Here is a 13,760-nt window from a genome sequence, read left to right on the forward strand (position 1 = left end):
GCATGGCAGGGGAAGGCGTCCCCCATCGACCCGCTCACGGAACAAAACCCCCGCTCCTGCCTTGTGATCCCAGCAACAAAGAGGGCACGGCCTTGGTCAGATCGAGCAACACATTCGAAACGTTGGCCCGGGCGGGATATGGCGCCAAGGGAATCGTCTATCTTTTGCTCGGCGGGCTCGCCCTTTCCTCGGTTCTGGTCGGCGGTTCGGGCGAGGACAGCCCCGAGGGGGCGCTTTCGCGACTGCTCGGGGCGCCCATGGGCCGGGTGGTACTGGGCGCCATCGCCGTCGGGCTTGCCGGCTACGTCCTGTGGCGGCTCGCGCAATCGCTGCTCGATGCCGACGACAACTGCACCGATGCCACGGGGCTCCTCACTCGGGCCGGTCAACTGGCGAGCGCGGTCGCCAACGGTGTACTGGCCGCAACGGCTGCGGGACTTGCGCTCAATGGCGGGGGCAGCGGCGGATCGGATTCCTCCAGTATCATCGCCATGGTCATGAGCCAGCCATTCGGACAATGGATGGTGGGCGCGATCGGAGCGGTCTTCATCGGCGCGGGGATCGCCCAGGTCTATCGCGGGGCGGTACGCGACTATGAGGATCGCATAACCATCCCGGCGCGCTTCAAGCCCGTGCTCGATCCCGTCTGCCAGTATGGACTCATCGCTCGCGGGGCGCTTTTCGTCATCATCGGCGGTCTTATCATTTTCGCCGCGATCACCGTTTCGCCCGAGAATGCGGGCGGGCTGCGCGATGCGCTGGACTGGCTGCGCAGCCAGCCCTACGGTGCGGCGCTCTACGGGTTGATGGCGGCGGGGTTGGTCGCCTATGGAGCCTATGCCATCGTGCAGGCCTTCTATCGGCGCATGGATCCGCCCGATGCCAACGACGTCAAACGCATGATGCCGGGGACGGCATGAAATCCGACATCTTCAAACGCTACATCTCGGAAGGCAACATCCGCCGGGTGCGGGAATTCGTGGTCACCGAATATGCGGTGCTGATCGCCATCGGAATTGCGAGCGCGTTTGCCTTCGGCTTCATCCAGGTTGCCGACGAGGTGACGGAGGGCGAAACGCACGACCTCGACATCGCCATCCTTGAACTGTTCAGGGCGGCGGGCGATCCGAGCCAGATGATCGGCTCGTTCTGGTTCCGTGAAGCGGTGCGCGACATCACGGCGCTCGGGAGCGTTTCGGTGCTCGCGCTGATCGTCGCGAGCGTCGTCATCTTCCTGCTCATGACGCGGCAGGCGCACGCTGCGCTGCTGGTCGCGGTATCGGTGATCGGGGGATCCATCCTATCGACGTTCCTCAAGAATTTCTTCGACCGGCCGCGTCCCGAATATTCGGCGATCACCGAAGCGCTTTCGGCGAGTTTTCCCAGCGGCCATGCCATGCTGTCGGCGGTGACCTACCTGACGCTCGGGGCGTTGCTGGCGCGGCTGTCGCGGCGGTGGCGGGTGAGGATCTTCTTTTATGGCGTCGCCATAATCCTCACTGTGCTGGTGGGCATCAGCCGTGTCATGCTCGGCGTCCATTACCCCAGCGACGTGCTGGCGGGATGGGCGCTGGGGGCGGCGTGGGCTCTTGGGGCAACGGCGGTCGCCTCGTTTCTGCGGCACCGGGGGATGGTGTAGGGGCGGTCGGGGCCGATTCAGGTGCTTGTGGCTGGCTCAGCGCCCCCCTCATCCGACCGCTTCGCGGCCACCTTCTCCCACCAGGGGAGAAGGGTAACGGGGCAAACACGGGGCGCAGAGCTCATGGAAGCCTCGGTTCACACAAGAGCCCTTTTCACCTGGTGAGAGAAGGCACTCGGCATATCAGCGGCAACCGTGGGGATTGTCGAAGCTCAGCGCACCCCTCATCCGCCCTTCGGGGCACCTTCTCCCTCAAGGGGAGAAGGGTAAACGGGGGCAAACACGAGGCGCAGGTGAAGGGGCCGAGGCGAGTGCAAGGTTTTCTGGCTTTTCTCAGGAGCATGCCTCAGGAGTAGGGGAGAAGGGTAAGAGGGCAGACGCGGGCGCAGGGTGAAGGGGTCGGGCACGCATTGGGGAAGTGCTACCCACTTTTACGGGCAAATGTGCGGTTTTGATCCGATGAGCCTGCGGCGGACGTTGCAGTTTGCCTATCGCCGCACTAGCGATACACTCGATAAAAACACATTCTTCCCCGGGAGGAGGAGCTAATGCGTGCGCTCGCACTTGCGGTGCAGGCCATAGGCGGCCTGAACCGGCTGGTCGGCAATGTATTCTCTTGGTTGGCCGTCGGCGTGGTGGCCATCTGTTTCGTTGTCGTCGTCCAGCGCTATCTGTTTCACACGACCTTTCTCTGGATGCAGGACCTTTATGTCTGGCTCAGCGGGGCGATGTTTACCGCGGTGGCCGGATTTGCGCTGTTGCGCGATGATCATGTGCGGGTGGATATCCTCTATCGCCCGGCATCGACGCGCACCAAGGCGATCTGCGATATCGTGGGCGTGCTGATCTTCCTGTTTCCCTTCATGTTCGTGGTGTGGACCTGGGGCCTGCCCTATGTGCAGCGCTCCTGGAGCTTTTACGAAGCCTCACAGAACATCGGCGGCATGCCGGGGCTGTTCGTGCTCAAGACCTTCATCCTGGTCTTTGCCGTGCTGATCGCCCTGCAGGGCGTCTCGATGATCGCGCGGGCCATCCTGGTGCTGGCCGACAAGGAAGACCTGCTGCCCCCCGCCTACCGCTATCCGGTCGAAGCCGAGGAGGAAATGCCCAGTGTCTAGCGTTCTCATCGGCGAGATTCTCTCGGGCCTTTTGTTCTTCGGCGTCATCGGCTTTCTGCTGCTGGGCTTTCCGGTGGCCTTCACGCTGGCCGGCACGTCGCTGATCTTCGGGGCGATAGGCTATTTCTTCGGCGTGTTCGACTTCTCGAACATGGGCAACCTCATGGGCCGCTATATCGGCTACATGACCAACGAAGTGCTGGTCGCCGTTCCGCTCTTCATCTTCATGGGCGTGATGCTGGAGAAATCCAAGATCGCCGAGCAATTGCTGCTCACCATGGGCAAGCTGTTCGGGCGCCTGCGCGGGGGCCTGGGCATTTCGGTGATCGTGGTGGGCGCGCTGCTGGCGGCGTCCACGGGCGTGGTGGGCGCCACCGTGGTCACCATGGGGCTCATCTCGCTGCCGGCGATGCTGCGCGCCAATTACGACCCCAAGCTCGCCTCGGGCGTGATCTGCGCCTCGGGCACGCTGGGGCAGATCATTCCGCCCTCGACGGTCCTGATCTTCATGGGCGACATGCTCTCCTCGATCAACGCGCAGGTGCAGATGGAGCTGGGCAATTTCGCGCCGGTTCCCGTGACCGTGGGCGACCTCTTCGCCGGCGCGTTCATTCCGGGGCTGCTGCTGGTCGGGCTCTACATCGTCTACATGATCTACAAGGCGATCACCCAGCCCGAGAGCTGCCCGGCAACGCCGATGACCGACGAAGAGCGCAAGGGGATCGTCAAGGACGTGATCGTGGCGCTGGTTCCGCCGCTGGTGCTGATCCTTCTGGTGCTGGGCTCGATCCTCACCGGCATCGCGACGCCGACCGAGGCCGGTTCGGTGGGCGCGGTGGGCGCCACGATCCTCGCGGCGCTGCGCTGGAGGCTGTCGTTCCGCGTGTTCCGCGAATGCGCCATGGCGACGGCGACGATCACCTCGATGATCTTCATCATCCTGTTCGGCGCTTCGGTGTTTTCGATCGTCTTCCGCGTGATGGGCGGGGACAACCTCGTGCACGAATTCCTGGCCAACCTGCCGGGCGGGGCCATCGGGGCGATGATCGTCGTGATGCTGATCATGTTCGTGCTCGGGTTCATTCTCGACACGTTCGAGATCATCTTCATCATCATCCCGATCACGGCGCCGATTCTTTTGGCGCTGGGCGTCGATCCGATCTGGCTGGGCGTGATGGTGGGCGTGAACCTGCAGACGAGCTTCATGACGCCGCCCTTCGGGTTCTCGCTGTTCTACCTGCGTGGGGTGGCGCCGAGCCGGGTGTCGACCGGGATGATCTACAAGGGCGCCCTGCCCTTCGTGGTGCTGCAGATCATCGCGATAGCGCTGCTGTTCGTGTTCCCGCAGCTCATTACCTGGCTGCCGTCGATCAATTAGTCTTTTGCTGGTCGCGCTTCCGAACCGGATAAGTGGGACCACTTATCCTGGAAGCGCTCAACGATCGAAGACCAGCCAGGTCCAGACAACGCCGGCCGCCCGGTTCGCCTTTTGCAGCGAACCGGCGGCCTGGCGCGAGAGAAGGACGAGGCCGGCGCAGGCGGCGGCGTCGAGGATGGCGTCCACGTCGATGTCATGGACCTTGCGGTCAGGATGTCCGGGGCCGTGGCGCAGCGAGAGGATGAGGCGACCGCCGGGCGTGGCCAGGCGGTAGAGCGTATCGATCGAGCGGATCTGATCGGGCGGCGCGAGATGCTGGAGCATGGCCAGGGCGAGGACGAGATCGTAGGTCCTGCCGTCGGCCATCACCGCCGGAAGCTCGGGCAGCCTGTCGTCGCGCCATTTGACGTTTCCGGGCATTCGGACGGCTGCCTCGCGGAAGGCGGCGACGGGTTCGACGGCGACGACGCTGTGGCCCTGGGCGTCAAGCCAACGTGCTTCGGTGCCGATCCCTGCCCCGACATCGATGATCGTGGCGGGCATGGGCGGCAGAAACGCCCGGACGGGAGCCAGGTGAGCCTCGGGATCGATATCGCCATAGCGGTCGATCAGTTCCGGGGCGGCGGATGCATAGCCTTCGATAGCGCCTTGGGACATGTCCGAAAGCCTCGTTATCGTCGTTGATACGAGGGATAAGCCGAGTCGATGACAGAAACAAAAAGGCCGCGGAGGTGATCCGCGGCCTTCTCGTATTAATGTGTGCCTTCGATCAGTCGAAGGAGATGTACTGCTCGCGGGCCCGCAGGAACAGAGTGTCGGTGCCGTCTGTCTTCTGGCGCACGACGTTGAAGGCCGCAACGAAGCTCTCGGCAACGCGCCGGGTGAGATCGTCACCGCCCTCGCGGATTTCGGCGAGCAGTTCCATGGACGCCTGGGCGCCGGCTTCGAGGATTTCCTCGGGGAACTGCTGGACGACGACGCCATGGTCGTTGACGAGCGTCTGGAGGGCGCGCGGGTCGTTGGCGGCGAAGTCGGAGGCGACTTCGTCATATTCGGCTTGGCAGACGAAGCGGATGATGTCCTGCAGATCCTGGGGCAGCTCCTGGTACTTGGCCTTGTCGACCACGAGTTCGGTGGCCAAACCCGGCTCGACGAAGCTGGGGAAGTAGTAGTTCTTGGCGATCTGGTAGAAGCCAAGCGCCAGATCGTTATAGGGGCCGACGAATTCGGCGGCATCGAGGGTGCCGTTCTGGAGCGCGGCGAAGATGTCGCCGGCGGCGAGGTTGGTGACCGATGCGCCGAGGCGCTCCCACACCTGCCCGCCAAGGCCGGGGCTGCGGAAGCGCAGGCCCTGCACGTCGGAAACGCCGGTCAATTCGTTGCGGAACCAGCCGCCCGCCTGGGTGCCGGTATCGCCCGAAAGGAAGCCCTGAAGGCCGAACTGGTCGTAGATCTCGTCCCAAAGTTCCTGCCCGCCCATGTGGCGCACCCAGGCGGCCAGCTCGCGGTTGGTCATGCCATAGGGCACGCCGGTGTAGAAGGAGAGACCCATGGACTTGTTCTGCCAGTAATAGGCAGCGCCGTGGCTCATTTCGGCCGAGCCGTCGATGACGGCGTCAAGCGCCTGCAGGCCCGGAACCATTTCGCCGGCGGCATAGACCTGGATGGTCAGTCGGCCGCCCGAAGCGGCGGTGATGCGGTCGGCAAGGCGCTGGGCGCCGACGCCGAGGCCGGGGAAGTTCTTGGGCCAGGTGGTGACCATGCGCCAGTTGATATTGCCCTGAGCAATGGCCGGAGCGGCCAGAGTCGTGGCAGCCGCCGCGGCACCCGCAGTCGCCGCGCCGGCCTTCTTGAAGAAGTCGCGTCTTTTCATCAATTTCCTCCCAATGGTGCTTTTGCACCAATTAGAAAACGGTTAGAGCCTGCGCCTCGAGAGCCGCCGCCGTTTTCGAGCGCATCGTCGAAGCGCGAGCAAAACAGACCGTATTTGCCCGCCTCCGTCGAGGCCCCGCTTTCCATGGTTACAGGCTTTATCGCCAAACACTACCCACTATTACGCAGGAAATGGTATTGGGTTGGCTGCTGGCGCGGTTGCAGCCGGTGCGCGGCTGGTAAAAGTCGTTGAGGAGGAGGGCTTTAGCCCATGCAGTTGAGGCATCAGATTCTGGCGCTCGCCACCGTGCCGCTGATCCTGGCGATCGTTGCGGTGACATGGCTCATCACCTGGCAATCGACCAATCTGGCGCGGGCCAGCATCGACACGTTCGAGCGCAACATGCTGCAGGCCAAGCAGGACGAGTTGCTGAACCTCACCAATCTCGCGCTCTCGGCCATCGACGGCATCTATGCCAATGCGGGCCCCGAGGACGAAGAGGCCAAGGAGCAGGTCAAAGCCATTCTCAACGCGCTCGACTATGGCGAGGACGGGTATTTCTTCGTCTATGACTATGACGGGGTGAATGTCGTCCATCCGCGCCAGACCTACCGGCCGGGGCAGAACTGGCTCGACCTCTACGACCCCAATGGCGACAGGGTGATCTACAACCTCATCGAAAAGGCCAAGGAAGGCGGCGGGCTGCATCAATATCTATGGGAAAAGCCCTCCGCCGGGGTGATGGCCGAGAAGGTCTCTTTCGCCGTGGGACTGGACAAATGGGAATGGATGCTGGGCACCGGCGTCTATCTCGACGACGTCTACGCGCAAACCGCCGCCGCGCATGAGGATCTGCGCAAGACCATCAATTCGACCTTTCTGACCGTGGTTCTGATCGCGGTGCCGGCGGTGCTTTTGGTCTTTGCCTGGCTGATGGGCCTCAACCTGCATGAGCGGCGGATGGCCGACCACAAGCTCAAGGAGCTGACCCAGCGCGTGATCGACACCCAGGAAGAGGAGCGCACCCGCATCGCGCGAGAACTCCATGACGGGATTTCGCAAATCCTGATCGGGGTGCGCTATGCGATCGACCTGGCGCGGCGCAAGGTGGAAAGCGGGGCCGAGGGCGCGCCCGAGGCGATTGGAAAAGGCGCCGACGCGCTCAACGGGGCGATCAAGGAGGTGAGACGCCTCTCCCACGACCTGCGCCCAGGCGCGCTGGACGATCTGGGACTTTCGGCGGCGCTCGAGGCGCTGATCCACAACTTCGCCGAGCGCACCGGCATAAAGGTTTCGCTCGAGGCGGTCGCCTTCAAGAACATGCTGCTGCCCGAAGCGCGCACGGCGCTTTATCGGGTGGCCCAGGAAGCTCTCAACAATATCGACCGCCATGCCGCAGCCACCGAAGTCACCATTGCGCTGTCCAGCCCGCATGGGCGGGTGCAGATGGTGATTACCGACAATGGCAAGGGCTTTTCGAGCGACAACGACCGCAAGAGCGGATTGGGCCTGCGCAACATGCAGGAGCGCATGGCCCATTTCGGCGGCAGCATGCTGGTGGAAACCTCGCCCAGCGGAACGACGCTGCGCGCGCTGCTGCCCAAATCGGTCTTCATACGTCAACCCAGGCTGGCGGAGGTGGCATAGCATGGACGCTCCCATCAAGGTGCTGCTGGTCGACAACCATCCGCTGGTGCTCGACGGGCTCAAGGCGATCCTTGAAACCTACGACCACATCGACGTGGTCGGCGCCGCGCCATCGGCACGGGCGGCACTGGAAATCGCCAGGACCGCCGAGCCGGACGTGGTGCTGATGGATATCAACATGCCTGAACTGAACGGGCTCGATGCCATCGAGCTGTTCAAGGAGCAATCGTCCGCGATCAAGCTTTTGATGCTCTCGATGCACGACAGCCGCGAATACATCTCGACATCGGTGATGTACGGAGCGTCGGGCTATATCCTCAAGGACGTCTCAACCGAGGAGATCATCGAGGCCATCGAGACCGTCGCGGCGGGGGGAACGTTCTTTTCGACCGGAGTGTCCGACGTGCTGCTCGAACGCAATGCCCAGCGCAGCAAGGCCAAGGCGCTGACCACGCGCGAGCAGGCGATCCTGCTGCTGATCGCGGCGGGAAAATCGAACAAGGACGTGGCGGCCACTCTCGACATCTCGGCACGGACGGTGGAAACCCACCGCAAGAACATCAAGAAAAAGCTCGGCATCGCCACGACGGCAGGGCTCACGCGCTATGCCATTGAAAATGGCCTCATCGGGAACTGAGGCCCTGCCCTAAACACCTGACATTCCAAAATGCTTCCGCAAGCACGTTTTGGAACACTCCGGGCGAGAGCGAATTAGCCCCTCATCACCGAGCAACACGGGAGATCGAGGATGGCAAACCCAACAGCCCCCAATGGCGACGGTCCCGCCACCGACGCGATCCGCAAGGACGCCGAGACGATCAAGCAGACGGCGCGCGAGGATTTCAGCGAGATCAAGGACCGGGCGCGCAAGGATTTTGAAACGGTCAAGCGCGAAGCCAAATCCGAATTCGAGCATATGCGGCACGAGGCGGGCAGCTATGCCGAAGGGCAGAAGAACTACGCCGCCGACCAGCTTTCGGGCATAGCGTCGGTCTTCGAGCGGGTTGGCAACGAGATGCGTTCGGGCGAACAGCCCTGGGCCGGCCGGTATGCGGGCGACATCGCCCAACGCATCGAAGGGTTCGCCGACAGAGCCCGCCACAGCAGTCTCAATGAAATCGTGGGCGATGTGGAGCAGTTCGGACGGCAGCGTCCCGGCGCGTTCCTAGCCACCGCCGCGCTTTTGGGTTTCGCGGCCAGCCGGTTCCTCTCCGCCTCGTCCAGCCGCCGGCGTCCCTCCCAATATTCGGGCAGCGCCTATCGCGGCGACCCCTATTACGGGAACGGACAGGGCTATGGCACCACCCGTTCCAGTGGATCGAACGACGGAGAACAATCATGAGCCATGCTGGAGAACACAGCGAAACCCGCACCCTGGCGAGCATGGTCAAGGGCCTGGTTTCGGACGTTTCGACACTGTTCCGCCAGGAGATCGAACTGGCCAAGACCGAGGCCAGCGAGCGCATGGAAAGCGCGGTGCATGGCGGCCAGATGTTGGTCATCGGCGCCATACTGGCGATCGGCGCGCTGGGCGTCTTGCTGGCCGCAATCGTCGCCCTGGGCACCGCCCTGCTGGTGAACATGGGCATGGACGAGATGACCGCAAACATCATCTCCGCCGTCGTCGTCGCCCTCATCGTGGGGCTGATCGGCTGGATGATGATTTCCTCGGGCGTCAAGCGGCTCAAAACCTCCAATTTCAAGCTGGAGCGGACCGCCCATTCGCTGTCTGAAGATGCCAATGTCGTAAAGGAGAGGCTCTAATGGCGCGCCATCACAAGTCATCCGACGAAATCGAACGCGAGATCGAAGCGCGCCGCGCGCGCATCGAACAGCGGGTCGACCAGATCACCTCTCGCCTGTCCCCCGGCCAACTGGTGGACGAAGCGCTCCGCTTCACGCGTGAAGGTCCGGGCGCCGATTTCACCCGCAACCTGGGCCGCAGCGTCGTCAACAATCCTCTTCCTGTCGCCCTGATGGGCATGAGCCTTGCCTGGCTGGCGGTGCAATCGAACATGCCCCGCCGTGAGCACTACGAAGACGGGTACGACGCCGACGCGATGTACGGACGTTACGAAGTGGACGAGGAGGACTACCCCGTCGCCACGATCCAGGGCCGCACGCTGCAGCGCGTGGGCGTCATCGAGAGCGATGAAGGACGGCACAGCGAGTTCACCGACGATGCCGGACGCAAGTTCAAGGCGCTGACCAGCGATGCGGGCCACAGGGCCGGCCATTTCGTCGATGAGTCAGGACGCATGTTCCGTGGCTTCATCGATGAAGCCGGGCATCGGGTCAGCGACTTCCGCGACGAAGCGGGCAACCGCATGCATCAGGCGAGCGGCTGGGCGTCTCACACCTGGCGCAAGGCGGGTGAAAACGCTTCCCGGCTCGGCGAGCGGATGCGTCACGGCGCCGACCGGATGGGTGCCCAGGCCCAGCACGCCGGCGACAGCCTGCGCCGGCAAGGCAGCCATGCCGCTCACATGGCCGACGATTTCATCCACGAGCAACCGCTGGTCAGCGGAGCGATAGCCTTTGCCATCGGCGCATTGTTCGGCGGTGCCCTGCCCCATACGCGGCAGGAAGACGAGATGTTCGGCGAGGCGGCGGACTCGGTCAAGGATCGCGCGGCACACGAGGCCGAGCATCTCTACGACCGTGGCCGCGAGGAAGCCGCACACCTGCACGAGCAGGCGCGGGAAGTGGCCGGACGCGCCTATGGCGACGCCAAGGACGCGGCGCGCGGCGCAGCCGACACCGCCAAGGCCGAAGCGGACAAGATAACCCATCACTGAGAGCGCCATGAGCGGGCAGAGCAACGGAACGGCGTCGACCACACCAGCCGATCTGGGCGCTGCCCGACAAAAGGGCCGCGGGCGCGAGGCGGATGCTCCTAACGCCTTGCCCCCGCGAGCCTGGCGGGAACTCCTTGGCCGCGTATTCGCCGATATCGGGCGCGACCGGGTCATGCTGATCGCGGCGGGCGTGACCTTCTACCTTTTGCTGGCACTGGTGCCGGCGCTCACGGCCTTCGTCGCCATATACGGCCTTTTTGCCGACCAAAGCACGGTTCTTGATCACATCAGCCTGCTCGAAGGCATCGTGCCGGCCGGCGGGCTCGACATTTTACGCGAGCAATTGCAACGGCTGGTCAGCGAAGGCAACACGGCGCTGGGCTGGACGCTGGCGATCTCGCTGGCCATCGCGCTATGGAGCGCGAGCGCGGGGATCAAGGCAATGTTCGAAGCCATGAACATCGCCTATGAAGAGGACGAGGATCGCGGCTTCATCAAGATCAGCGCGCTGGGGCTGGCGTTCACCCTCGGCATGGCGGTTGCGGCGGCGCTATCGCTGGCGGCGGTTATCGTCATGCCGGCGCTCGTCGCCATACTGCCGATCGGACCGGCGGTGAGCTGGCTGGTGCGGATCCTGAGCTACGTTCTTTTGGTCGCGGTCCTGGTGGTGGGGCTCGCCGCGCTCTACCGCTGGGGGCCGGCACGGCAGCAGGCGCGCTGGCGCTGGATCACGCCCGGCGCGGCGGCTGCGGTCTTGCTGATGATCGTCGCCTCGCTCATCTTTTCGTTCTACGTGGCCAATTTCGGCAATTACAACGCGACCTATGGCTCGCTGGGGGCGCTGATCGGGTTTCTGACCTGGATGTGGATTTCGATCACGCTCGTCATCATGGGCGCCGAACTCAATTCGGAACTCGAGCACCAGACCGCCCGCGACACCACAACCGGCGAAGAACGCCCCATGGGCGAGCGCGGCGCCTATGTGGCCGACACGATAGGGTGAAGGCCAACAAACCCCCTTGCCGTTTGTGACAAAGCCGCCATGCTGACAGCTTAGTGACTCGCGTAACCTGCCGGAGCCTCGATGGCGGCCTATATCCTGCGACGCCTGCTGTTGATGATCCCGACCGTGTTCGGGATCATGGTGGTGTCGTTCCTCGTCATCCAGTTCGCACCGGGCGGGCCCGTGGAGCAGGCGATCGCGCGCTATTCGGGGATGGAGGTCTCGGCGCTTTCGCGGGTGACGGGTGCTGCCGAGGGCGATTTCGCCGGGCAAGGTACCGTCGATGCGACGGCGGCCGAAGGCTCTGGCGGCCAACAGGGCGCCTATCGCGGCGCGCGCGGGCTCTCGCCCGCCTTCATCGCGCAGCTCGAGGAGCAATACGGTTTCGATAAGCCGCCGCTCGAGCGGTTCTTCTCGATGATCTGGGACTTTCTGCGCTTCGATTTCGGGGAATCGTACTACCGCGACATCTCGGTGATCGATCTGATCATCGAGAAGATGCCGGTTTCGATTTCGCTGGGCTTTTGGATGCTGCTGATCTCCTACGGCATCTCGATTCCGCTGGGGATCGCCAAGGCGGTGCGCGATGGGACGCGGTTCGATATCTGGACTTCGGGCGTGGTGATCATCGGCTATGCCATCCCCGGGTTCCTGTTTGCCATTTTGCTGATCGTGCTGTTTGCGGGCGGGAGCTTCTGGTCGATCTTTCCGCTGCGCGGGCTGACATCGGCCAATTTCGCGTCCATGCCGTGGTACAGCCAGATACTCGATTATGCCTGGCACCTGGCGTTGCCGATCGCGGCGATGGCGATCGGGGCGTTCGCGACCTCGACGCTGCTGGTCAAGAACTCGTTCCTCGATGAAATCCGCAAGCAATATGTGACCACGGCGCGGGCCAAGGGGCTGACCGAGAACCGGGTGCTCTACGGGCACGTGTTCCGCAACGCCATGCTGATCGTGATCGCCGGATTTCCCGGCGCATTCATTGGGGCGTTCTTCGGCGGATCTCTGTTGATCGAGACGATTTTCTCGCTCGACGGGTTGGGGCTGCTCGGCTTCCAGTCGGTGCTCAACCGCGATTATCCGGTGATCTTTGCCACCCTCTACATCTTCTCGCTGGTGGGGCTGATCCTGGGGCTGATCTCGGACCTCACCTATATGTGGATCGATCCGCGGATCGATTTCGAGACGCGGGAGGTCTGAGGGGTGGCGCTTTCGGCGATCAACCGGCGCAGGCTGGCCACGTTCAAGCGCAACAGGCGCGGCTATGTCGCGTTCTGGATTTTTGTGGCGCTGTTCATCGTGACGCTATTCGCCGAGGCGATCAGCAATGACCGGCCGCTCATCGCCTATTACAAGGGCGAATTGCTGTTTCCGGTGGTGGTGGATTATCCGGAGACCAAATTCGGCGGCTTCCTTGCGGTGACGCAATATCGCTCCTCTTTCATCCAGAACGAAATCGAGGACAATGGCTGGATCGTGTGGCCTCTGTTCCGTTTTTCGCACCAGAGTGTCGACACGCTGCTACCCGGACCCGCGCCCACTCCGCCAAGTTGGCTGATGAGCGCGGAGGAAAATTGCGCCCGCTATCCGCAAGGGGTGGACGATCCCGGATGCGTTCTGGGCAATATGCATGTCCTGGGGACGGACGATCAGGGGCGCGACGTCCTTGCGCGGTTGATCTATGGGTTCCGCATCTCGGTGTTGTTCGGGCTGACGCTGACCGTTCTTTCCTCGGTGATCGGGGTGGTGGCGGGCGCCGTGCAGGGGTATTTCGGCGGTTGGACAGACCTCATCTTCCAGCGCTTCATCGAAATCTGGACCTCGATCCCCACCCTCTACCTGCTGCTGATCATATCGAGCATTCTGGCGCCCAGTTTCTGGGTGCTGCTGATCATTCTGCTGCTGTTTTCCTGGGTGGCGCTGGTGGGCGTGGTGCGCGCCGAGTTCCTGCGCGGACGGAACTTCGAATATGTGAACGCGGCACGGGCGCTGGGGGTGGGGAACTGGACGATCATGTTCCGGCACCTCTTGCCCAACGCGATGGTCGCGACGATCACCTTCATGCCTTTCATCCTGGGCGGCTCGATCACGACGCTCACCTCGCTCGATTTCCTCGGCTTCGGCATGCCGCCGGGCTCGCCCTCGCTGGGGGAATTGCTGGCGCAGGGCAAGAACAATCTTCAGGCGCCCTGGCTGGGGTTCACCGGCTTTGCGGTGATCTCGGTGATGCTGAGCCTTCTGGTCTTTGCCGGCGAGGCGGTGCGCGATGCTTTCGACCCGCGCAAGACGTTCGGATAAAGT

General features: G+C 63.2%; 14 protein-coding genes. 12 read left to right on the forward strand and 2 right to left on the reverse strand.

Annotated elements, in window-relative coordinates:
• Positions 1–92 precede the first annotated feature (92 nt).
• The 4 genes from NO934_RS02060 to NO934_RS02075 all read left to right on the forward strand — a co-directional run bounded on the left by NO934_RS02060 (position 93) and on the right by NO934_RS02075 (position 4,135).
• Entirely contained in the window at positions 93–920 is an 828-nt protein-coding gene (locus NO934_RS02060; protein WP_309161937.1) for a DUF1206 domain-containing protein, read from the forward strand.
• Positions 917–1,639 carry a phosphatase PAP2 family protein gene (locus NO934_RS02065; RefSeq protein ID WP_309161938.1) on the forward strand — a complete coding sequence of 241 codons (723 nt, stop codon included), beginning with the start codon at positions 917–919 and terminating at the stop codon, positions 1,637–1,639. Before NO934_RS02060 ends, NO934_RS02065 begins: the two co-directional genes overlap by 4 nt.
• A gap of 548 nt (positions 1,640–2,187) precedes the next feature.
• Positions 2,188–2,757, forward strand: a complete 570-nt coding sequence (locus NO934_RS02070; RefSeq protein ID WP_309161939.1) for a TRAP transporter small permease subunit — start codon at positions 2,188–2,190, stop codon at positions 2,755–2,757.
• Entirely contained in the window at positions 2,750–4,135 is a 1,386-nt protein-coding gene (locus NO934_RS02075) for a TRAP transporter large permease subunit (protein ID WP_309161940.1), read from the forward strand. Before NO934_RS02070 ends, NO934_RS02075 begins: the two co-directional genes overlap by 8 nt.
• Before the next feature lie 57 nt (positions 4,136–4,192).
• Here NO934_RS02075 and NO934_RS02080 read toward each other — a convergent pair whose 3' ends face one another.
• Both NO934_RS02080 and NO934_RS02085 read right to left on the reverse strand, forming a co-directional pair.
• Positions 4,193–4,792, reverse strand: a complete 600-nt coding sequence (locus NO934_RS02080; RefSeq protein WP_309161942.1) for a class I SAM-dependent methyltransferase — start codon at positions 4,790–4,792, stop codon at positions 4,193–4,195.
• A 112-nt stretch (positions 4,793–4,904) separates the two neighbouring features.
• Positions 4,905–6,008, reverse strand: coding sequence for a TRAP transporter substrate-binding protein (locus NO934_RS02085; protein ID WP_309161943.1), 1,104 nt, complete (start codon positions 6,006–6,008; stop codon positions 4,905–4,907).
• Between the two features lie 270 nt (positions 6,009–6,278).
• Here NO934_RS02085 and NO934_RS02090 point away from each other — a divergent pair, with 270 nt between their 5' ends.
• From NO934_RS02090 to NO934_RS02125, 8 genes are all read left to right on the forward strand, one after another.
• Positions 6,279–7,655, forward strand: a complete 1,377-nt coding sequence (locus NO934_RS02090) for a cache domain-containing protein (RefSeq protein ID WP_309161944.1) — start codon at positions 6,279–6,281, stop codon at positions 7,653–7,655.
• A gap of 1 nt (position 7,656) precedes the next feature.
• The gene (locus NO934_RS02095; protein ID WP_309161945.1) at positions 7,657–8,292 is read left to right on the forward strand and encodes a response regulator transcription factor; all 636 of its coding nucleotides are present in this window, start codon (positions 7,657–7,659) and stop codon (positions 8,290–8,292) included.
• 111 nt (positions 8,293–8,403) lie between these two features.
• A complete protein-coding gene (locus NO934_RS02100; protein ID WP_309161946.1) occupies positions 8,404–8,997 on the forward strand; it encodes a nutrient deprivation-induced protein in 594 nt (197 codons plus the stop codon).
• Positions 8,994–9,419, forward strand: a complete 426-nt coding sequence (locus tag NO934_RS02105) for a phage holin family protein (protein ID WP_309161947.1) — start codon at positions 8,994–8,996, stop codon at positions 9,417–9,419. Before NO934_RS02100 ends, NO934_RS02105 begins: the two co-directional genes overlap by 4 nt.
• Positions 9,419–10,453, forward strand: coding sequence for a DUF3618 domain-containing protein (locus NO934_RS02110; RefSeq protein ID WP_309161948.1), 1,035 nt, complete (start codon positions 9,419–9,421; stop codon positions 10,451–10,453). Before NO934_RS02105 ends, NO934_RS02110 begins: the two co-directional genes overlap by 1 nt.
• Positions 10,454–10,460: 7 nt before the next feature.
• On the forward strand, positions 10,461–11,456 hold the full coding sequence (locus NO934_RS02115) for a YihY/virulence factor BrkB family protein (RefSeq protein WP_309161949.1): 996 nt from the start codon (positions 10,461–10,463) through the stop codon (positions 11,454–11,456).
• Positions 11,457–11,537: 81 nt separating this feature from the next.
• Positions 11,538–12,659, forward strand: coding sequence for a microcin C ABC transporter permease YejB (locus NO934_RS02120; protein ID WP_309161950.1), 1,122 nt, complete (start codon positions 11,538–11,540; stop codon positions 12,657–12,659).
• Positions 12,660–12,662: 3 nt separating this feature from the next.
• Positions 12,663–13,757, forward strand: a complete 1,095-nt coding sequence (locus NO934_RS02125) for an ABC transporter permease (RefSeq protein ID WP_309161951.1) — start codon at positions 12,663–12,665, stop codon at positions 13,755–13,757.
• Positions 13,758–13,760: the final 3 nt, after the last annotated feature.

The sequence above is a fragment of the Pelagibacterium sp. H642 genome (assembly GCF_031202855.1).
In the GTDB taxonomy this organism is placed as follows: Bacteria; Pseudomonadota; Alphaproteobacteria; order Rhizobiales; family Devosiaceae; genus Pelagibacterium.